The organism is Robbsia sp. KACC 23696 (assembly GCF_039852015.1).
GTDB lineage: Bacteria > Pseudomonadota > Gammaproteobacteria > Burkholderiales > Burkholderiaceae > Robbsia.
The window spans coordinates 1,526,102-1,547,575 of sequence record NZ_CP156627.1; the positions used below are offsets into that span (position 1 = coordinate 1,526,102).

Consider the following 21,474-nt stretch of genomic DNA (forward strand, 5'->3'; position numbering starts at 1 on the left):
GTCTCGAAAAATATGAGTTGATGGCTTCAGTAAATCTAAATTGAGCCGTAAAACGCTTGCAACAAGCGATCGTTCACGAGGACCCGTGTCTAGCGCCACGGGAGCGGTAATATTTGCAGGCTATCGAGGTGATGAAATGACCCAACTGAATATAAAATCCAACAAGATCTCAGTTAAAGGGAAGCTTTCCATAGGGTTCGGCTTTCTCAGCGTGTTGGTGCTCATTGTTTCCGGTATTTCTCTTAAGTCGTTAGGCAATGCGAATGATCGCTTCAGCGACTATATAACTGGAATCAGCAAACGTGCAGACACGGTGCAAAACGTCCGGACCGCCGTCGACCGACGCGCGATTGCGGCACGGAATATGGCCCTTGTGACGACGTCCGCGGATTTGGAAGCGCAGCGGGCAGCCGAAGCCGAGGCGCAACAGGACGTTCAAGCAAACTTGAAAACGTTAAACGACCTGATTGCTACCGGCGCGAACGTTACCGAAAAGGCCCGCAACTTGGTGGATGCCATCAACCAGGTCGAAGCGAAATATAGCGTGGTGGCACAAAACATCGTTGCGCTGGCCTTAGCGAACAAGCGCGACGAAGCAGTCGTAAAAATCAACGTTGAATGCCAGCCGTTGTTATCCGAACTTATCAAAGCCACTGATGCCTATGCAAGTTACACGCTTGGCCGAGAAGCCGCGCTGGTTCGTGAAGATAACGAAAACTATGCACGTCAGAGAACCATTCTTATTTTAATTTGTCTCAGCGCGATTGCTGCGGCAGTGATTACGGGAAGTGTGATTGTGCGTGGCCTCACGCGAGCACTTGGGGCGGAGCCCGTGGATCTCAGTGATGTAACGCAACGAATCGCAAATGGAGACCTTAGTGCAATCGCGCCAGCCGCTGCGGCACCAAAGGGCAGCGTGCTGTCGTCGATGGGCATCATGCAGGCGAGTCTAGTCCGTTTGATTGGCGATGTCCGAACCGCCGCCGATAGCATCGCCACAGGTTCCGGCGAAATCGCGTCGGGAAATGCCGATCTGTCGTCGCGAACCGAACAGCAGGCTGCTTCGCTGCAAGAGACCGCTTCAAGCATGGAGGAATTGACATCCACGGTCCGACACAATTCCGAGAACGCACAACAGGCGACCTCTCTGGCAACCAGTGCCTCAGAGGTGGCTCAGCGCGGTAGCGCGGCGGTTGGGCGTATGGTAGCGACCATGGACCAAATCAGTGGCAGCTCGAACAAGATTGCCGAGATTACGGGAATTATCGAAGGGATCGCCTTCCAAACGAATATTCTCGCGCTCAACGCGGCAGTGGAAGCGGCACGCGCTGGAGATCAGGGTCGTGGATTCGCCGTCGTTGCCGGCGAGGTGCGTAATCTCGCGCAACGCTCTTCCAGTGCCGCAAAAGAAATCAAAGACTTGATCAGCACATCGGTACAAAAGATTCAGGCGGGTTCGTCGCTTGCCCACGAGGCCGGCGAGACGATGTCCGAGGTCACGCAAGCCGTCGTGCGCGTGACAGATATTATGTCGGAGATCGCAGCGGCGTCGACTGAGCAGAGTCGCGGTATTGAGCAAGTTAATCAGGCCATCACACAAATGGATCAGGTGACACAGCAAAACGCGGCTTTGGTCGAAGAGGCGGCCGCGGCTTCAACGTCTCTCGAACATCAGGGACAGCAGCTTAACAAAGCGATTGGATACTTCCGGTTAGAGGCCGTTGCTAGACTTGCATGAGTATCGGAAGGTAGGGATCCAATGGGCCATGCTGCATACGATGCCATTGCGAAGGAAACACGCTCGAACATCTCGGATGCTAGGCGCCCGCGCGTCGCTATCGGGTCTCGGCCGAAGCGGCATTACCAAAGGCCGCTCGCGGCAAGCAGCACATTCCGACGCAACGGATTCATTTGATCGGCAAGCGCTACGCGGTAGGAGCACGCACGGAAGAGACGCGGCATCGACGTGATGCGTATGCGCCAGCGGTACAGCGCCTAAGTTCTTGCCGCAATCAGCGCACTGATCGATGAGCGCCTGAGCGCCACGACGCCCACCTGCGTCGCGGGCACCGCGTTGCACTATATCGTCGGACAATGGCACAAGCTCAAACGTTACGTCGAAAACCGCATCTGGCGGATCGACATCAACCCGTGCGAGAACGCGATCCGGCCGTTCGTAATCGGGCGCAAGGCGTGGCTGTTCTGCCTTGGACCTTTGGGAAACCTACGCCGGAATCCGCCGCCTAGTGGCGCGGACGTCCTTTACGGATCGCTTACCTTCGAGAAAAACAATGTGAACAATTGCCCATTTCAACAGTCAGGGGCCGGGGCGCTTTCACGCGCCTAGCCGCATCGCTAATCCGCCATAAAAGGCGGATTAGCAATGGCCGGCTTTCATTGAATCAAGCTGCCGCGTTGGCTTCGATCAACTGTGCATCTTTCTTACCTGAGCCTGATGATCCGATCTCAATACGACGTGGCTTCAATGCCTCTGGGATCTGGCGCAGCAAGTCGATCTGCAGCAATCCATTATCCAAAGTTGCTCCTGTCACACTGACGTGGTCTGCAAGCTTGAACCGATGCTCGAAGTCACGCTCCGCGATGCCTCGGTGCAGGAATGTCTGCTTTTCCGCGGAACGGTCACGGCGACCGATGACTTTTAGGGAATCCCGTTCGAATTCAAGATTCAATTCGTCCCGTGTAAAACCAGCGACAGCCATCGTGATGCGATACTTGTTTTCTTCCACCAATTCGACGTTGTACGGAGGGTAAGCATTCTGCTCCGTACGTGCTGCATCATCCAGGATGCGGGCAAAGCGATCGAAGCCAATCGCCGAGCGGAACAGTGGTGCAAAGTCGTAGTTTGTCATGGTCGTATATCCTCGTAAAAATGAGCGATAGTTATCGCAGTCCTCCCAATGAGCGGCTGCTTGACCAAAATATAGGAAGCGAAAAGTAAATCTCAAGACCCCTAAGTGTAACAAATTGTAATGCCGCCAGAGAATGTGTTTACGTGTTCTCGGAGTCGACGTTTTACCCGATCCAGCTCGGCGCCTCGCAGCAGCCTCTTCGAGGTCGTGTGCGCGAGCCGGTAGCGTGCGCGATCAGCACGCATTGCGCCAACTCGCTACGCAAACACCGTTATCGGTAAAAATCCAAACTCGCCCCAGCTGGATCCGCTACCATTAAAAATAGGGGCCTACCGCCCCGTCTAATCAAATGTTGCCGCGAGAGGTTCGACCGTTTGCAGCAAGTCTTCGCGCGAGGCACCATCCCGAGCCTGTATCGAAAATCCCTGCAACACCGCCGCGAGATAGCGCGCAGTAGACGCAAGTCGAGGACCGTTTAGCCAAGGCGTGAGCGCCTGCGCGATGTCTTCGCGGATAGCATCGCGCCGCCGCGCCAATTCGCTGGCGAGCTCCTGATGGTCCGGATGCGCGCACAGCATCCCGCTTGAAATCATGCAGCTCCGCTCGCCGTCCGAGGATGTGACGATATCGATCGCGGCGAAAAGCAATCGACGCACCGCCTCAGCGAGGGAATCAGCCTGCTCGACCGCCGAGCGATTCACCAGATTGAACGTGTCCGAATAGCGGTCCAGCGCCCGCAGATATAGATTCGCCTTGCTACCAAAAACGCCATACAGGCTTGGCGCAGCCACGCCAATCGCTTGCGTCAGATCGCTCATACCCACGCCTTCATACCCATGGCGCCAGAAGAGACGCATCGCCGTCTCGACGGCCTTCTCTTCATCGAAACCGCGCGGTCTACCCGTCTTGCGGAGCGAGGCGGAGGGATCCGCCGAAATTGTCTGTTTCATAGCGATCATTAAAAAACACTTGACGTCATCCGTCAAGTTTCGCAAACTCATGTTCTTTAACGACCACTAAAAAACATCGATGTCTGCTCCCCCTTTTCCTACGATAGTCCTCGTACACGGTGCATGGCACGGCGGTTGGTGCTACAGCCGAGTGGCCCAAATTCTACGACGCAAGGGATATGATGTATTCACCCCAACCTTCACCGGCCTAGGCGAGCGCTCTCACCTCGCGTCCGCGGCAATCAATGCGTCCACGCACGTACGCGATGTCCTCAACGTCATTGCATTCGAAGGCCTCGACGATGTCGTGCTTGTGGGCCATTCCTATGGCGGAAGTATCATCACGGCGGTTGCCGACGCTATTCCTGAAAAAATAAGGTCGCTGGTTTACTTGGATGCCTTCATCGGGGCGAATGACAAATCTCTTTTCGACCTTGACGCCCCGGAAGCCACGGCGCGTTATATCGAAATGGCGCAATCCAACGGGGGATACCGGGTGCCGCCGCTTCCAGCGGCCGTTTTCGGCGTCAACCTCGCAGATCAAGCCTGGGTCGATGCACGGACGACCGCCGGTTCCTTGGCATGCTGGTCGGAGCGGCTTGCGCTGACCGGGCGCCATGAGTCAGTCAGGAATCGCACATACGTGTTCGCGGCCGGTTGGAACGGGCCATTCAAGCCGTTCTTCGATAGCGCTTGCGCCGAAGGTTGGACGACCCATACATTCGATTGCGGACATGACGTCATGATCGATATGCCGCAAGAAACCGCGGAGCTCATCGAGCAAGCCTCGCTCGCCTCCTCCACTCACGCAACAAACCGGAGGTAATCCATGTCTTCGCCGCAAACAAATGCACACGCGCCGTTTTTCCCATCATTGCGCGTCCTGGACATCGAGGCTGGAGGCGTGCATTTCGCGGGCGCGACGGGGGGCGACGGACCGCCTTTGCTGCTTTTGCATGGCTATCCTCAGACGCACATTGCTTGGCGCAAGCTCGCGTCTGAGCTGGCAAAACGCTATACGCTGGTGATACCGGACCTGCCTGGCTATGGGTGCAGTCGCACCCGCGAAGTGTCGCCGCGATGGACGAAGCGACGCGTCGGCGATGCGCTTGTCGCGCTGATGACGCGCCTTGGTCATGACCGCTTTGCGATCGTCGGCCACGATCGAGGGGCACGCGCAGGCTATCGTCTGGCACTCGACCATCCAACCAGCGCCTTGGCCTATGCGTCACTGACGGTGATACCGACGGCCGACGCGTTGGCCATGGTCGACTATCGCTCCGCCCTACGGGCATTCCATTGGTTTTTCTTCTCGCAGGAAGCCGACTTGCCTGAACGAATGCTAGCGGCGGCGCCCGATGTGTTCATTGAGCGCGCCTTGGCAAAAATGACGGGCGGCCGCGATCTCATCGAGCCAGCCGCGCTGGAGCGCTATAAGTTGGCATTTCGAGACGCGGCCGTGCGACATGCCATCTGTGAAGATTATCGCGCGGCGATGAACGAAGACCTCGACCACGACAATGCGGACCTGAAGAATGGCCATAAAATGCCATGTCCGGTTCTCGTTCTATGGCCTGAAGCCGACTGGGTGCCAGGGCAGCCTACGCCGATGGAAGTCTGGCGGCGCTGGTCGAGCGACGTGCGTGGAGTGGCTACGGCTGGAGGACATCTCCAGCCTGAAGATGCGCCTGACGAAGTGTTGGCAGCACTGCTGCCTTTTCTCGCAAGCCATTTGACAACGAGAGGACGTTAGCCCTGAAACAAGGTGAACCAGCCGCTCAGATTGGGGAAGCCAAATATCGGCAATGCCGATAAAGCAAAAATATCGCTATTTACGATACCGCCTCTTTATCGGAATATGCGATATACTGCTTTTATCGATAAAGGCGATAAAACATGCGACAACGCATCACGACAGAGCAGCAGATCGGCGCGATCCTAAGCGGTGCGCGCCGCGCGACGGGACTGACCCAGGCGCAGGCCGGCGTGCGTTTGGGTCTGAGCCAGAACCGCGTCTCCGAGCTGGAAAACGGCGCGGCGGCAATCTCAGTCGCACAACTGCTCGCGATGGCCGCGCTATACGGCCTCCAGATCGAAATGGGTGCGCGCAACGAGCCGCCGGCGACGGAGTGGTAACGATGGGGCGTCCCTCTCGCACGCGCGCCCTCTCGGTCTGGGCCAACGGCATCCGCGTTGGTGAGTGGCGCGTGCCGGGCGGTGGCACGATGGAGTTCGCATACGATCCAGCATGGATGACGTCGACTGTCGGGCGCCCCCTCTCGCTCTCGCTGCCTTTTAGAACCGACGGCGGTCCGCTGAAGAGCGATGCGGTTCGCAACTTTTTCGAAAACCTTTTGCCGGACAACGAGCAAATCCGACAACGTATCGGCATGCGGTTCAAGACGCCGTCTCTCGACGCGTTCGACTTGCTTGCGGCTATCGGACGGGATTGCGTCGGCGCCTTGCAAATTCTCGACGCCGATGCCATGCCTCATGGCATCGATCGGATAGACGGCCGCCGTGTCGACGCTGATGCCATCGAACGCTTGCTGATAGAGACGGTCAGCAGCGGACGCAATGACACTGATGACGATTTTCCGGAAGAAGACGGTGAATTCCGCATTTCGCTGGCCGGGGCGCAAGAAAAAACCGGTCTCTTGCGTTACCAAGATCAGTGGCAGGTTCCCCGCGGATCGACGCCGACGACGCACATCCTGAAACTGCCGCTCGGTCTGGTTGGAAATCGAAAGATCAATATGTTTCACTCGGTCGAGAACGAGTGGCTCTGTCTGCGAATACTGCGTGCCTACGGATTGCCGACCGCCGAGGCGGAAATCCTCCAATTCGGTACGCGGAAGGTGCTCGGTGTCGAACGCTTCGACCGGCGCTTCGCAGCGTCGGGAACGGCGTTGTTACGTCTGCCACAGGAAGATTTTTGCCAAGTCTTCGGTCTGCCGCCCCATCTCAAATATGAGAATGATGGCGGCCCGGGCTTGGTCAAGATCGCACAAATGTTGCGCCTGTCGAGCAACGCGCGACAGGATCTGCATACCCTCTTGAGCGCGCAGATTCTGTTCTGGATGCTTGCCGCGCCGGACGGTCATGCCAAAAACTTCAGCATTCGTCTGCTCGCGCACGGCGCCTTTGCCTTCACCCCGCTCTACGACGTCATGTCGATATGGCCTGTCGAGGGAAAGCACGGTAGCCAGGTCTCCTGGCATACGACCAAGCTCGCGATGGCAGTCCCCGGCAACCATCGGCGTTACCGGATGCGTGATATCGATCGTTCGCATTTCGACGAGATGGCACGCCAGTGCTTTTACGCGACGAACGCCGATGCTTTGATCGACCCCATCGTCGAACAAACAGCGGCGGTGATCGACGCCGTATCTGCGGACCTGCCTGCTGGATTTCCCGAACAAGTTGCAACGGCCATTTTCAAAGGCTTACAACGCGGTGCGGATACGCTAGCCCGCTAAGTTCGGGAGGATCGCCTGAGCGTTTTGCCACTCGATTTTCGCAAGCACGGTGGCGCTCAGGCCAAACGCACGTAATCCATTGGCCGTATCGCGTGGCGACGCCGCGGGAAAGTCCGAACCGAACACAATCCTCTCGGGCGGCATCAGTGCGGTCAGCGAAGGGAGCGAATATGCATTCCACGCCTGTGCCGTGTCGAAGTAGAGCTTTTGAATCAGCGCGACGGCGCCCCCCGGTTCGGCCTTCATCAACGCACTATCGCCGGACACCATCCGCGAAAAACGGAAAGTAAGATACGGAACGTCGCCGCCGCCGTGCGAGAAGATGAAACGGATATTGGGATATCGCAGCGTCGTATGATTCATCAGCAGACTGGCAATGGTCCGCGACGTTTCGGTACCGTATTCCACCACGACATCCGGCACGTTGGGCACGACGTTCGTGCAACAGGACGGCTGTAAAGGATGCACGAAGACCGTGGCGCGGCGTCGATTCAGCTCCTCCATGACGGGCGTGAACGCCGGATCGCCAAGATAGGCATTGCCGTAACTTGTCATCATGCCTACGCCTTGCGCCTTCAAGGTGTCGAGCCCGTATGCGATTTCAGCAAGCGTGCTATCGATATCCGGCAAGGGCAAGGTCACAAACATACCGAAGCGCCCCTTGTAGTCCGAGACCATGCGCGCCTGGAATTCATTGCAATCGCGGGCCAGCGCCTTCGCCTGATCGTAGTCGCCGAAAAAAATACCGGGATCGCTGGTCGAGACCACCGCAGTGGCAACGCCGGCCGCGTCCATCGCATCGAGTGATTTCTGTACCGTCCATGCCTCATTGAAACCCTGATGCGTTCGGCGACCCAACATCATCGCGAGCAAGGCAGGAGAGGTGTAATGATGGTGTACATCGATGATGCGTCCCGGCGCCCGCTTCTGCTCCGCCCACGCATCGCCACCGATCGCAAGCCCAATCCCCAGCGCCGCCGCCGCGCCAAGTAGATCGCGACGCCGCACACCGGCGCGGCTCAGGATTTCAGGATGAGCGTGCGGATGCGACAGGCCGCATCCGCAAGGCGCCGCGGGCGCACCCAGATCGAGCCGCTTCCATTTTTTCAGCATGATGTGTTCCTGTGCCGGGCGACAATGGCGCGTGTGCGCTCGGCTCGCCAACGGATGTTGGCGAGCGTGCGACACCATCTTACAAATGCATCGGAATCAACCGCGTCCAAGATACGACGGCATCTTCGACGCCATCACGGTGACGAATTGCACGTTTGCATCGAGGCTCATATTGGCAATCATCAATACGGTTTTGCCGACGTTCGCGGCATCCATGGTGGGCTCGATCGCCATTTCACCATTCGGTTGCAGTACGCCCTTTGCCATTCGCGCCGTCATCGGCGTGGCGGCGTTACCGATATCGACCTGCGAGCTGACGATGTCGTAATTGCGTCCGTCCAGACCGATACACTTCGTCAGTCCGGTCACCGCGTGTTTCGATGTCGTATACGGCGCCGATCCCGGACGCGGCACATGGGCCGACAATGAGCCATTGTTGATGATGCGGCCGCCTTGCGGCGCTTGGTCCCGCATGATCCGGAAGGCCGCATTCGCGCAAAGAAACATGCCATGAATGTTGACGTCGATGACGGCGCGCCATTGCTCGAAAGTGACGTCACCGAAATTCGTGGCAGGAGAGCCGGTGCCCGCATTGTTAAAAAGCACGTCAAGGCGGCCAAACGTGGTTTTGATTCGCTCGAAAAGTGCCAGAACGTCGTCCTCCTTCGACACGTCCGTCGGGACGACCAGCGCATTACCATTACCACCGGCAAGCTGCGCTGTTTCTTCGAGTGCGTCCTGCCGTCTTCCGGCAAGCGCGACCGAATAGCCGTCACGCAACAATGCCGTCGCTACCGCCCTGCCGACCCCACTGCCCGCCCCCGTGACAACCGCATATCTGTTTGCCATGCTGGACTCCTTTTTTAAGGTGTGTTGCGGTACTTTCCGCAGGTAAAGGCGCCGCGCGGTCCGGCCCTGCGACGCTTCAATCGGGTAAATCCAGATTCGATCCGACGATGATGTCCGCCGTGGTGCGGTAGTGCTCCATCAGCATTTCGATGGCGCGCACCGGCGGCCCGTCGATCGCCGCGTCGGTCAAGGCCTTGTGCTCGTTCGTGACATCGCGGGCAGGATAGGCCAGGCTCATCGACAGATATCGGTAGCGCGCGGCGTGATCGGTCATCAGCGCGCAAAATTCGAGCATCCACCGCGAAGGACAAGCAGCGATCAGTGCCATGTGAAATTGTTTATGCGTGTCCTCCCACGACGCGTCCTCTTGAAAAACATCCGGATCGGCCGACCGATTCGTCCGCGACAAACGATGCCCGGCCAAAATCAGTTGTTCTTCCCATTGCGGTGTCCGATTCGCGAGTGCTTCGCGCAGGGCGATCGACTCTACCCAGCAGCGCGTGTTCGTCAATTCGATCAGTTCACGCCGCGACACTTGGGCGACGAAAAAGCCTTTCTGGTCGATTTTTTGGACAAAACCCTCCGTCACGAGCTGCGTGAGCGCCTCGCGAATTGGCGTACTGGTCACCCCATAGCGCTGACTGACCTCATCGATCAGCAACTTGGCGGCGGGCGAAAGCCGCCCCGACAGGATGTCCTGTCGCAGCACCTTGTAGACTTCACTTGTGCGCGACGAGCTGGACGGCGGCTTGATGTTGTGTGAAAGCAAGATCAGGAATCCTCGAACTGCGCAATGGTCAGACCGGCATTGGTATCGGTAACGTACATCAGGCCGTTGCGATCGACGAAGACATCCGCCGATTGCGTCACCTGCACGGCACCCGGCCGGATATCGACGAGCGTGGGCGGCGCGCCAGGAATAAGGTGCCCGACTTCGCGCGGCCGGAAGGCATTGGCGATGTCGAACACGCGAACGCCCGCATTGTGCCAGGTTGCAAAGATAAGATTCTCGCTCTGAAATGCACCAGGACGATTTTCATGGAGATTATGCGGCCCGAACTTCCCGCCTATCGCGCAAAAATCACGTTCTTCAGGCTGCGGCAGCGTCGCGATCGATATCGGATTGCTCGGCTCCCGCACATCGAATATCCAGGTATGGGCCAGCCCCGCCGCGCAGTTGTTGCTCATGGCTTCGTCAGCGACGATCGCCAAGCCACGTCCCGGCAACGGCAGCGGCGTATGCGTACCGCCGGCGAACGGCGGCGACAACAGCGTATGACTGATCAGCTGGGGCGCAACCGGGTCGGCAAGATCGTGGATCGTCAGGCCGCCATCACGCCAGGCGCCGTATAACTTGCCGTTTGCCGGAATCGCATGATGCAACGCCCAGCGTTTCCCCTTGGGCCAGGACGGCGTCTCGTCAGCACCTCGGTTCATTCCAGGAAGCGCCCAATGGCCGGCCAGCGTCGGTCGGGTCGGATCAGCGACATCGAAAATCGCCAGCACGAAGTCGCTGAAGCCCTCCAATTGCGCCGAGGCATACGCGTACCGTCCGCCAGTCCACCACGCCCGATGAAGACCGATTCCGCCCACCGGACAAAAGCCGATTTCCCGCGGATTCGCCGGGTCCGTTTTCACGTCGTATATACGCAAGCCTGCAACGAAGGGCTTCTCCCGACGCGTAAAACTGTCATCGATCGCGTTCGTGAAGTACTCGTCCTGGCTTTGGTACTTTTGCAGCGCCCACACGTTCGCACTGTTGACCGCAAGCAGCAGCCCATCGTGTAGTTGCAGATGGTGCGCCCTGGTGTTGCGCGGGCACGCGAGGAAATTGACAGGCTTTGGATCCCTCGGGTCCCGCACATCGATCACGGAGATCCCGTCGCTGAACATGTGACCGATATAGGCATGCCCCCGGTCGACCATGATCTGAACACCATCCGGACGCTTACCCTGGTCGGTGTGTCCCAAAAACGTGATATTCGATGACTGTGATATCGGGCGCATGCGCGTCTCCCTTCGAATTGGACTGAATCAACCGTGCTGGTCCGTGTAGGCGTGCACGACGTCTTTCGGCGTCGCTACCTCGGCGCGAGGGCTTGCGATATCGTCGAGCGAGCGCCGCCGCGTTTCCGGACCGATCAAGGGGAGCCCGCATGCTGCAATGGCCATGAGGCCGGCAATGCAGGCGAACACCGCGGTAAGACCATAAGCGTGCTGAATCATCGGCAATGCGGGGACAAAGCCGGCGGTGGCCAGCCGACCGATGCCGGCCGCCATGCCGAAGCCCGATGCACGCGCCTGAGTGGGAAAGACTTCGGAGGCAAAAATCTGCATCGTGTTTCCGCCGACTTGATAGAAGAAAATCATCATGAAACCGGCAGCGATCAGCTGCACGTCGGAACGGGCGCTGGCGAAGGCGATGGCAAATACGCCGGAACAGACGAAGGTGATAAACGCGGTGCGCCTGCGGCCGAAATGGTCCAGTGCATACATCATGAATAGACTGGCACACGGTGCTGCCAAGGTCATGCCGAACGTATAGGAGAGCGATTTCGTAATCGTGAAGCCCTTACTGCTCATAATGTTCGGCAACCACGTCCCCAGGCCGATCGTGACGCAGAAGAACGCGCTGAAACACACCATGGCGGCAAGCAGGCGGACGCGATAGTGCTTCCAGACGAACACGAACGGATCGGATGCCGTTACGCTGACGGCGGTCGACAAGGTTTCCGTTGGGGCGCCCAATCCCATTTTCTTGATAATCGCCAATGCCTCCGCGCCGCGACCTTTCGCGGCCAGCCAACGCGGTGATTCGGGTAAAGCGAAGCGGAGCACGAAAAGCACCAGCGCGGCAACGCCAATGCCACCCCATATCCCCCGCCACCCGATCGATTCGCGAAAATACAAAGTGATCAGGAACGCGATCGGCCAGACGAGCGCACCGCCGATGAAATGGACAATCGCGAGGATGCGACCGCGAATATCTTTGGGCGCATATTCCCCCGCGTAAGTGAAGGCCAGCGGTTGCTCGGCGCCCAGTCCGAGCCCGGAAACGAAGCGTGCGAGCACGAGCCACATGACCGTCGGCGCGAGCGCACTGGCAATCGTGGCCAGCCCGAACAGTAGCAGATTGAATTGGTAAACCGCTTTGCGGCCAAAGCGGTCGGTGAATTGACCCTGCAGAAAAGTGCCGAGTGCCAGCCCCAACAATTGCGCGCCTCCCACCATGCCGAGCTCCGCCCGGGTCGCGAAATGCGTGCGCAGCATGTCTGGAATGAAGGAGCCGTAGATGGCGTAATCCATGACGTCGATACAATAGCCCGCCGCAACAAGCGTCACCACTTTCACATGGGTCGGCGTCATGCGCGCACTGTCCATCGTGTCTGAAACATAAGCCTCGACTGTTCGCATTGTCTCCTCTCTGTCTTTTTTAGAAATACTGAGCGACCGGACGACTTGGCTTGCAACAGACCGACGATTTGAATCGACCGGAATATATATTTCGATTTATTTGCCAGGCAAATGTAGCATTCGGCAATTTTAGATGCGAAATATATTTTCCCCACTTGCTGAGCGCTGCAACAAAGGACTAGAGTCTTGCCGCGCTTGCAGGCTGCAGTGGAGATCGAGTGGCTCGCCGCGTGGAGAGGCGACGGCTGGGAGAGAGAGGCGGCAACGCGATCGATTGTCCGGCACGTTGCAACGCAATAACGTGAAACACCCTCAAGTTTGCGCGATGTCGGCCGTTAATTTCACCAGTTTCCCCTCTGTTTTACTGCAAACGGGCAGCGTCGGTAGACGCCGGCGATATAGCCAGGCTATCTCGATATCAGCCGATCTTGCCATTATGGGGATGTAAAACGAACGTTCGAATAAAGACGATGAAAAAAGCCGTACTCGCCGACGCCGTCGGTGGTGTCGTCTTGACTGTCTTCGTCACCGCGGTACTGGTGATGCTGCATGCGCAAGTCGGTGGCAACCACGGCATCGTGAATTTTCTCGGCAGCGCGGAACTGCCGATCGTGGCGTCCGTGTTGATGCTGGACTCCTTGCGCGAGGCCATCGGCTCGATCTACGAAGGCGAACATCGCCAGAACATCTTCGTCGCCGGCATCGTCCTGTTCGTCGTTGCCATTCTGCTGGCGGCAAAGGGTGTCGACCTCGAAGTCGCGCGGCATCATTTGCTCGAAGATGCCTATTTGGGTGCGAGTGATCTCGCACAGCTTTCGACCACAGCGCATCAAAGCTGGCTACGCGAAGCCACGCACACGCTGCCACTTCCTGGCTGGATCGTCCCGGCAAACGTGTTCGTATGGACGGCCGCGATTGCCGTGTCCATCTGGAACCGTGCTTTGGCGATCCGCGAGAAGTCGCGGTTCCTGTCGCTGGAGAACGTCGCGTCCTTCGTCAGGCTGATCGATCAGCGCAGCCAGGGCGACAGTCTGGTCACGGCGCTCCTGGCGGACGAACGCCGAGCGCGTATCGAACTGGAACGCCTTAAGGCCCGCGGTGGCGCGGCGCAGCGTGAACAGCCGCTGCTACGCGACATGCAGGAGCGCCATCATCGTGCGATCGAAGCGCTGCAGCTCTGCTTGCGACGTCGCATGGCGGCAAGCGAGCAGTTTGCCTTGCTTGGCGACGACGAGGTTTCGGACGTCGCCATGACGACCGCCGTGACCGCTGCTACGACGGCCAACGCAATCGACGCGCCGAACACTGCCGCAGTCCAGTCTCCACCAGCGACACATATGCACGCACACGACACGAAGGGAGTCGCCCGATGATCTATCTGCTTTTGCGCCTCTTGGGCCCGCGGTACGCGGCACGACATCTGTCGAAAATGCTGGCACTCAGTGTCGTGTGGCTCGCGATCGGCGCGTTCGTGACCGTCGATGCACTGGACGGCGTGCTGTGGTTTCCTTTGCAGATTTTCGGGATGTTGCTCGTCGCGGAGGGTATCACCGCGATCGTGCTGGCCCGTAGCGGCCTATCCTTGCAGTCGCGTTTCCGCTTGGTCAAAGGGGTGATCGGTGTCGCGATCGGCGCCCTCGTCATTGCACATCATCGTTATACTGATTTCCTGTTGGCCATGCTATTCGGCGTCGGCTTTCTGCTGGAAGGTGTCCTGTTGATCGCCGCCGCATGGTTGGTGCGCTATCGTCACTGGCGATCGACGATGGCGCTGGGTGCATTGAGCCTGTTTCTGGCCGTCGTCTTCTTCCAGCCCTATCCGACGCATTACCACGGCACGGTGCCGTATTGCATCGGCACGTGGATGGCACTGAGCGGATGCCGGATGCTCTGGCTCTATCTGCGCCTGCGTCGATCGCCATTCGTCGCGCCGCCAAGCGCGGCCGCGGTGAACCCTGCGCCAGCCACTACAGCCGCACCTGCCGCGCCGATGGTGATTCACGTATGGACACCAGTGGGCTCGTCCAAGGGCGGCGGCGTGCGACGGCCGGTGGTCGATCGCTACATTGCCGCGGTCGACGCGAAAGGCGTCATTTCGACCGGACACGCGGCGCTGGAAGCGGGCAGCCTGTACCTGAGTCTCTACCCGGCGGTCGAGATCGATCGCTCCCCGGACGAGTTCGCACGCCTGCTTCGGGCGGACGCATCCAACGACGTCAAAGGCCGCTACCTCCCCAGCTATCCGGAGGAAGCAGCGAGCTGGTGCGAGTCGACCACACGCATTTCCTTCACGCAGTATTTTCCCGAAAAACTGCAGGCCTTCGCGGATGACTATAAACGCGTCCCTATTTATAACCTGACCAGTCGAAACTGCTCGAGCACGGTCTCGGACGCCGCGGAAGCGGCGCTGGAAGGCATCGCCTATCGCACTGGTAGCTGGCGCGACGCGTTGCGCCTGCTCATCGTTCCGGAACTCTGGATCGCCGGGCAGATCCGGCATCGCGCGACGACGATGGCCTGGACGCCGGGTCTGACGCTCGACTACGCGCGGGCACTGCGCATCGTCACGAACCCGCCGCCCTTGCGTTGGATGGGCCTGGTCGCGTTGGCACTACGTCAGCGGCGCCAACATCGACGGGTCCATTAGGACAGAAGCGCAATGGAAAAGTTTACCCACGTCCGTATCATCATGGGGATGATCGTCAGTCTGGGTCTGACGCATATGCTCAAGGGCCTGTCGTCGATCATCCAGCATCCGTCGCGCAAGACGATCTATCCGGTGCATATGGCGTGGGTCGCATCGACGATCCTCTATATCCTGCAATTCTGGTGGTGGGAGTTTTCATTAAGAGAGATTCCCGCCTGGACCTTCGGCATCTATCTGTATCTGGTCTTCTACGCTTTCATCATTTACCTGATGTGCGCGATGTTGTTCCCGGACTCACTGACCGATTACACCGGGTTCGAAGACTATTTCCTGTCGCGTCGCGTCTGGTTTTTCGGCTTGCTGTTATTGGGCTGCGTGAGCGATATCGGCGACTCGTTTATCAAAGGCGAATTGCACCTCGCCAAACTCGGCGATCTGTACTGGGTCAAGACTGCCTTTGTCGCGCTGGCTTGCCTGATCGCAATGCGCACGCGCAACCGGCTCTTTCACGCCGCCTTCGTCTCCTTGAACCTGGCGATCCAAGTGGCATTCATCGCACAGTTTCACTGGAGCGATGTGTGAAGCGCGCGCTGCACGCTGTGTTTCGCCGCCGTAGCGAACCGACGCGACCCTGGGTTCCCGAATACGCGCGCACCGCGTCGGCGCATTGGCTCGACGCGCACCGTGTGCGGATCGACAATGTCCGGCGCTTCCGCTATCGGAGCCGCGACGACTATACGGCGAGCTGGTTCGATGCGGTCTATGACGTGGACCTGCTGGAAAGCGTGGATTTGGTGGTGTCGCGCTGGGCCGGTGAATCCATCGCCCACGTCTTCGTCAGTTTTGGGTTCGCCGACGGCACCTATCTTTCCATTTCCATCGAAACGCGCCGCCGTGAAGGTCAGCATTATTCGACGTGGAAAGGCTTTTGGCCGAACTACGACCTGATGTATGTGGTGGCCGATGAAGCCGACCTGATCGGCGTCCGCACCGATGTTCGGCGGGAGCGCGTCTGTTTGTACCGGGGGGATGTCACGAGCGGTACGGCGCGGAAGCTCTTTATCGATTACCTTGCGCGCTTGAACGAATTAAACGTGCAACCCGAGTATTACCACACGCTGTTCAACAACTGCACCACGAATATCTTGCGACATGTGCGGGCCGTGGCACCGCATTTTCGCTACGACTGGCGAATCTTGTTAAGTGGCCATGCCGATGCGTACGGTTACCGCATGGCCTTGCTCGATCGGCACACGCCCTTCGAGGAGTTGAAACGCGCAAGCCTGATCCATCGTTCGCCCGATGCCGTAATCGATGACGCCTTCTCCCGAGCGATCAGGCAACCCATCAAGCGTTCCGCCGCCTGAGCGGGGCCACCTGACCGCGGCGCCCAACCTTACCGAAGTTTCATTAAAAAAATTTAACGTATTGATTTTATTGTTGAATTTGCTTTTTGAGAATAGTTACTGTATAAATGAGAACGATTCGCATTACAGGATTGTGCTCCGTCTTCGCCGATGGATCGCTCTGACCACCGCTATTTATCTCAAAAATCAATACATGCGTACCGTAACGCGACCTGCCTCGTCTGGCATCGACACCGTGGTTTCCGACGCCACGTCCGGTTTTATTTCGCGCCCCGCCCGGGTATCGTCGCAGTCTCCCGCCTCCCTGTCCGGACGACAGCGCCTACAGCGAGGCCAACGGCCTTTCGCCCCGCGTCGGACGACGTTATCGCTGCACTGCCTGATCACGTTGGGCTTGCTGGGATCTTCGCTCGCGCATGCACAGACCAGCGATAACGGCGCCGGCGCGACGGTCGTCGATCGCCCGCAATCCGCAGCGGACAGTCGCACCGAAGCAAATACAGGCGGTAAAACGACGACATCCGATACGTCGGCGCTCGTGGAAACCAGCGGCCTCTCCGCAGTCTCGGTGAAAGGCACGTCCCAAGCAGAGAAGCAAAACACGTTTGTCGCAAAAACCGTGCAAACGGGACAGTACAAAGGCCTTGACGCCATCGACACGCCGGCGACGATCAACGTCGTCACGTCGGCCGTCCTGCAAGCGCAAGCCGCAACCGGTCTATACGATGCGCTACGCAACACGCCCGGCGTGTATCGGCAGCAATTGAGCGGCATCGGGTACGACCAATTGGCCATTCGCGGCATCGCGCCGGATAACCGCGCCAGTTATTTCCTCGATGGCGTGTTGCCGTTCGACAATAACATCTGGATGCCGATGGAGGATAAGGAGCGCGTCGAAGTATTGAAAGGGGCAACTGCGCTTTACTATGGCTTCACCGTCCCCGCCGGCGTCGTGAACATGGTCATGAAGCGGGCGGGAGACATGCCGGTGACTACCATCGGAACGGTTGTCGACAGTCACGGCTCCGTTGGCGTCAAAGCCGACATCGCACGCCGTTTCGGCAAGGATCAGCAGTTCGGGCTGCGCGTCAACGCGATGGACGAGCACGTCGAGACGCCTATCGACGGGGACCGCGGCTATCGCAAGTTCGTCAGCGTGGCTGCCGACTGGAAGGTCAACAATAAGCTGTCGCTGAAGTACGATCTCGAAAATATCAATCAAAAGGTCGTGGAGCAAGCAGGCATTACGCCGCTGACTGCCGTCAATGGCGTCATTTCCCTGCCGGGCCTGCCAAACGCGTCGAAACTGCTGGTGCCCAACAATCAGTACACGACCTCGACAGCCACGGCGCAACTATTGCGTGCCGATTATCTGATTTCGGACAATTGGTCGGCCAATTTTGCGATAGGCCAATCCATTACGCAACGCAATCGCCGGCTTTGGATATTCCGCAATTACAACGTCAACACTGGTGCGGGACAGCTACAAGAGAGCGTGCAAAACGGGCAGCGTTACGAAAATCAAGATATTCGTGCCGAGGTCAACGGTCTTTTCAAGACGGGACCGGTGTCGCATGATTTGACCGTCGGCGTACAAGAGAACTGGCAGTACCAGCCGTCGTTCACGACGTACTACTATACGGCGAACCAGAATCTCTACAATCCGATCGATGTCAGCGCGTCCTTGAAAGCATCCGGCACGCCGAAAGCGTTTTACGCGGATCATATCCAGACACAAGGCGTCTATCTTTACGATCGCATCGCCCTGTCGCCGCGCTGGGAGCTGACGCCAGGCGTTCGATATTCGCGATATCACGAGACGCAATACGGCACGCCGGAGCAATCGGTGACACGTACCTCGCCAACGGCCAGCCTGCTTTATAAGGCGACGCCCTCGACGAGCATTTATGCCAGTTATGTCGAAGGCCTGGAATCGCCAGGCAGCGCACCCGCTACCGCGACAAACGCCTACCAATCGTTGCCGGCGGCAGTCAGCCGCCAGGAAGAGTTGGGTGTCAAGCAACGGCTGCCCGGCGACGCCTTGCTGACGGTCGCATTGTTCAATCTACGCCAGCCGGCCGCCAGCACCGATGCGTCCGGTTACTACGGGCTCAGCGGCATGGGCCAGTATCGCGGCATCGAATTCGCCTTCCAAGGCGACGTCACGAAGCGGCTTTCTCTGGTACTGAGCGGCACCTACCTACACGCACGCTTGGAGGACGCGGCCGATGCGAGCACGAATGGGAAGCGGCCCGAGGATACACCGAAGTTCACCGCCAGCGCCTTTGCGAATTACAAGGTGCCGTATGTGAATGGCTTGTCGTTAAACGGCGGAGCGTATTTCATCAGCGCGCGACCAATCAACGATGCGAACCAAGCCTTCATCGGTGGCTATACGCTGTTCAGTGCCGGTATCCGTTATCAAACGACCCTGTTCCGCAAACATGCATCGTTCCAATTGAACGTGGACAACGCGTTGAACCGTCATTATTGGGCGTCGGCTGGTTCCAGCCAGTTGGGTATCGGACTCGATCGCACCTTTACGTTGACCTCGACGATCGACTTCTGACGTTCGCTTCGCCGAGTGCCCGATTGCCGTTGCAAATGACGTCGCCGCTATCATAACGGCGCATCGGGTGGCGCGGCCGTTTGGCACCGAACCGACTTAACCCTATGAAAGATATCGAGATGCTAAAAAAGCATTAGTGATTTCCGGCTCGCGCGCATTGTCCTTTGTTCGGCAACTCTCTAGCATGATCCTGGAGAGAGATGATAGACACGAACGCCTGGCCGTCGCCGAGTACGATGGCCGGCGACCTTCGTCCGAACACGTGGCATGTACCGAGGTTTACGATGCAGACAAATGACCCGACGCAGCATGCAGGCTTTCGACGTATCTTTGCTGAAAACCGTCTGACCATTGGCTTCATTGCGCCGCTGGAACCCTATCCCGACACACCTGGCCCCACGCTGCGCAATCACGAAGCGGTGATCAAACACGCCGACGATATCGGTATTGCAGGGTATTGGCTCCGGGACGTGCCGTTTTACGACCCAAGCTTCGGCGACGTCGGTCAGGTGCTCGATCCGTTTGTCTACGCCGGCTGGCTGGCGGCGATTACCCGGAACATGGCCATCGGTACGGCCGGCATTGTCGTGCCGCTTCGGGAACCGATTGCAACGGCGAAACAAATCGCCACGCTGGACAATATGACGGGCGGACGTTTTATTCCCGGTATGGCATCCGGCGATAGGCCGGTGGAATATCCTGCCTTTGGTGAAGATTTCGACAATCGCGCCGAGCGGTATAGAGAGGCCATCCGTTTGACGCGCACCGTCTTGACCGACGACTTCCCGGTTCACGCCACACAACATTACGGCGAGCTTGTCGGCGCGATCGACCTCGTGCCGAAACCGTCCTCGCCGTTTTTGCCGCTTATCAGCATCGGTCGTGCAGGCCAGACGAAGGAATGGATCGCCGAACATATGGACGGCTGGATCTGGCACGGACGCGACGCGACCAAGTTGGACTATGTGGTGCCGCAATGGCGCGCGCTGACCGCCTCGCGCGGCTTTAAACCGTACGGCTATGGCACGTGGTTCGATCTATTGAAAGACCCTGACGCGCCGATCGAACCGGGGCAGATCCTGCGCGGCGGCCGGCATGCGCTGATCGAACTGTGGAAGCGCCAGGAACACGTTGGCGTCAATCATGTCGTGCTGAATCTGAAGCCCTCGCAGCGCCCCGCGGAAGACGTGCTCGACGAGATGGGCACGCACATTCTGCCGCTATTCCCGACACACGTATCCGTGTAATGCACCGTCGCGGAGTCGGCTCGGGCAGCCGCACGCTATGTGATTTCCCAGTACGGCGGCGAACCGACGCGCTCCATGATGAAGTCGGAAAGCAGTTTGACCTTGCGCGATCGTAACCGGCTTTCCGGGAACACGAGATGGATATCGGCAGGATCCGCGACGACCGATGCCTGCCACTCCGACAACAGGCAAACCAGCTTCTTTTTGCGAAAAGCGTCCGCCGCATAAAGCCAGCTGGGAAACAGCACGATGCCCTGCCCTTTCAACGCGGCTGCAACCAGCAGCTCGGCGTTATTGCTCTGCAGGTTGCCGCTGATCTCGTAGGGGACATAGCGCTCTTGATCGGAGCGCCGAAAATACCACCGCTGCATCCCTAAATGGCCTTTGTATGCCAGGCAATTGTGCTTGAATAAATCGTCCGGCGTATCCGGCTTGCCCGCGCGCGCCAGGTAGGCGGGACTGGCACAGACCAGATACTGTTGCGCGCCCAGACTCCGTGCAACAAGTCCCGAATCGGCGAGCTTGCCAACGCGGACCGTGATATCGGCGCCCTCCTGCACCGGATCGACGAAGGCGTCGGTCAGTACCAGCTCCACCGTGACGGCGGGATAGCGCTGCTGAAATTCGTTGATCAACGGCGCGATATGCAAGCGTCCCAACGCGACCGGCGCGTTGATTCTGACTAGCCCCTTGGGCGCGACATCCTTGTCGGCGGCGATTTCCGTCGCCGCGTCCAGCAGCTCCAACGCTTCTCGCACCTGAAGATAGTACCGCTCACCGGCATCGGTCAGCCGGACGGCCCGCGTATGGCGGAACAGCAAGCGCTGCCCAATATCTTCCTCCAATGCCGCGATATGCCGCGACACCGACGATGCCGGCACACCGAAGAATCGTGCGGTTTCGACGAAGCTGCTCGTCTTGGCAACGTGGATGAAGAAACGCAATGCCTTGATTTGCATGAAGTTGCTG

19 protein-coding genes are annotated in these 21,474 nt (G+C 58.5%); 11 read left to right on the forward strand and 8 right to left on the reverse strand.

Going from position 1 to position 21,474, the window contains the following annotated elements:
- Positions 1-136: 136 nt before the first annotated feature.
- The gene (locus ABEG21_RS21155; protein ID WP_347557376.1) at positions 137-1,738 is read left to right on the forward strand and encodes a methyl-accepting chemotaxis protein; all 1,602 of its coding nucleotides are present in this window, start codon (positions 137-139) and stop codon (positions 1,736-1,738) included.
- A gap of 664 nt (positions 1,739-2,402) precedes the next feature.
- Here the strand turns inward: ABEG21_RS21155 and ABEG21_RS21160 are convergent.
- Both ABEG21_RS21160 and ABEG21_RS21165 read right to left on the reverse strand, forming a co-directional pair.
- Positions 2,403-2,870, reverse strand: a complete 468-nt coding sequence (locus ABEG21_RS21160; RefSeq protein ID WP_347557377.1) for an Hsp20 family protein — start codon at positions 2,868-2,870, stop codon at positions 2,403-2,405.
- 341 nt (positions 2,871-3,211) lie between these two features.
- A complete protein-coding gene (locus tag ABEG21_RS21165) occupies positions 3,212-3,820 on the reverse strand; it encodes a TetR/AcrR family transcriptional regulator (protein ID WP_347557378.1) in 609 nt (202 codons plus the stop codon).
- 79 nt (positions 3,821-3,899) lie between these two features.
- On the opposite strand from ABEG21_RS21165, the gene ABEG21_RS21170 reads away from it, so the two are divergent.
- The 4 genes from ABEG21_RS21170 to ABEG21_RS21185 all read left to right on the forward strand — a co-directional run bounded on the left by ABEG21_RS21170 (position 3,900) and on the right by ABEG21_RS21185 (position 7,299).
- The gene (locus ABEG21_RS21170) at positions 3,900-4,646 is read left to right on the forward strand and encodes an alpha/beta hydrolase (protein ID WP_347557379.1); all 747 of its coding nucleotides are present in this window, start codon (positions 3,900-3,902) and stop codon (positions 4,644-4,646) included.
- Between the two features lie 3 nt (positions 4,647-4,649).
- The gene (locus ABEG21_RS21175; protein WP_347557380.1) at positions 4,650-5,573 is read left to right on the forward strand and encodes an alpha/beta hydrolase; all 924 of its coding nucleotides are present in this window, start codon (positions 4,650-4,652) and stop codon (positions 5,571-5,573) included.
- Between the two features lie 143 nt (positions 5,574-5,716).
- Positions 5,717-5,956, forward strand: coding sequence for a helix-turn-helix transcriptional regulator (locus tag ABEG21_RS21180; RefSeq protein ID WP_347557381.1), 240 nt, complete (start codon positions 5,717-5,719; stop codon positions 5,954-5,956).
- A 2-nt stretch (positions 5,957-5,958) separates the two neighbouring features.
- Entirely contained in the window at positions 5,959-7,299 is a 1,341-nt protein-coding gene (locus ABEG21_RS21185) for a type II toxin-antitoxin system HipA family toxin (protein ID WP_347557382.1), read from the forward strand.
- Here ABEG21_RS21185 and ABEG21_RS21190 read toward each other — a convergent pair.
- The 5 genes from ABEG21_RS21190 to ABEG21_RS21210 all read right to left on the reverse strand — a co-directional run bounded on the left by ABEG21_RS21190 (position 7,288) and on the right by ABEG21_RS21210 (position 12,627).
- Entirely contained in the window at positions 7,288-8,412 is a 1,125-nt protein-coding gene (locus ABEG21_RS21190; RefSeq protein WP_347557383.1) for an amidohydrolase family protein, read from the reverse strand. The genes ABEG21_RS21185 and ABEG21_RS21190 overlap by 12 nt on opposite strands.
- 96 nt (positions 8,413-8,508) lie before the next feature.
- The gene (locus ABEG21_RS21195; protein WP_347557384.1) at positions 8,509-9,261 is read right to left on the reverse strand and encodes an SDR family oxidoreductase; all 753 of its coding nucleotides are present in this window, start codon (positions 9,259-9,261) and stop codon (positions 8,509-8,511) included.
- A 76-nt stretch (positions 9,262-9,337) separates the two neighbouring features.
- A complete protein-coding gene (locus ABEG21_RS21200; RefSeq protein ID WP_347557385.1) occupies positions 9,338-10,030 on the reverse strand; it encodes a GntR family transcriptional regulator in 693 nt (230 codons plus the stop codon).
- A gap of 2 nt (positions 10,031-10,032) precedes the next feature.
- Entirely contained in the window at positions 10,033-11,268 is a 1,236-nt protein-coding gene (locus ABEG21_RS21205; protein WP_347557386.1) for a hypothetical protein, read from the reverse strand.
- A gap of 27 nt (positions 11,269-11,295) precedes the next feature.
- Positions 11,296-12,627: an MFS transporter gene (locus ABEG21_RS21210; RefSeq protein ID WP_347557387.1), complete on the reverse strand. Its 1,332-nt coding sequence runs from the start codon at positions 12,625-12,627 to the stop codon at positions 11,296-11,298.
- 518 nt (positions 12,628-13,145) lie between these two features.
- On the opposite strand from ABEG21_RS21210, the gene ABEG21_RS21215 reads away from it, so the two are divergent.
- The 6 genes from ABEG21_RS21215 (at position 13,146) to ABEG21_RS21240 (ending at position 20,505) form a co-directional block, all read left to right on the forward strand.
- On the forward strand, positions 13,146-14,048 hold the full coding sequence (locus ABEG21_RS21215; protein WP_347557388.1) for a hypothetical protein: 903 nt from the start codon (positions 13,146-13,148) through the stop codon (positions 14,046-14,048).
- Entirely contained in the window at positions 14,045-15,322 is a 1,278-nt protein-coding gene (locus ABEG21_RS21220) for an MFS transporter (RefSeq protein ID WP_347557389.1), read from the forward strand. Before ABEG21_RS21215 ends, ABEG21_RS21220 begins: the two co-directional genes overlap by 4 nt.
- Positions 15,323-15,334: 12 nt before the next feature.
- Positions 15,335-15,904, forward strand: a complete 570-nt coding sequence (locus ABEG21_RS21225) for a hypothetical protein (RefSeq protein ID WP_347557390.1) — start codon at positions 15,335-15,337, stop codon at positions 15,902-15,904.
- Positions 15,901-16,689 carry a DUF4105 domain-containing protein gene (locus tag ABEG21_RS21230; RefSeq protein ID WP_347557391.1) on the forward strand — a complete coding sequence of 263 codons (789 nt, stop codon included), beginning with the start codon at positions 15,901-15,903 and terminating at the stop codon, positions 16,687-16,689. Before ABEG21_RS21225 ends, ABEG21_RS21230 begins: the two co-directional genes overlap by 4 nt.
- 193 nt (positions 16,690-16,882) lie before the next feature.
- Entirely contained in the window at positions 16,883-19,258 is a 2,376-nt protein-coding gene (locus ABEG21_RS21235; RefSeq protein WP_347557392.1) for a TonB-dependent receptor, read from the forward strand.
- Between the two features lie 284 nt (positions 19,259-19,542).
- Positions 19,543-20,505 (forward strand): LLM class oxidoreductase, encoded by a 963-nt coding sequence (locus tag ABEG21_RS21240; protein WP_347557393.1) that lies wholly within the window; start codon positions 19,543-19,545, stop codon positions 20,503-20,505.
- A gap of 35 nt (positions 20,506-20,540) precedes the next feature.
- Here the strand turns inward: ABEG21_RS21240 and ABEG21_RS21245 are convergent, their stop codons facing one another.
- Positions 20,541-21,464, reverse strand: coding sequence for a LysR family transcriptional regulator (locus tag ABEG21_RS21245; RefSeq protein ID WP_347557394.1), 924 nt, complete (start codon positions 21,462-21,464; stop codon positions 20,541-20,543).
- Between the last annotated feature and the right edge of the window lie 10 nt (positions 21,465-21,474).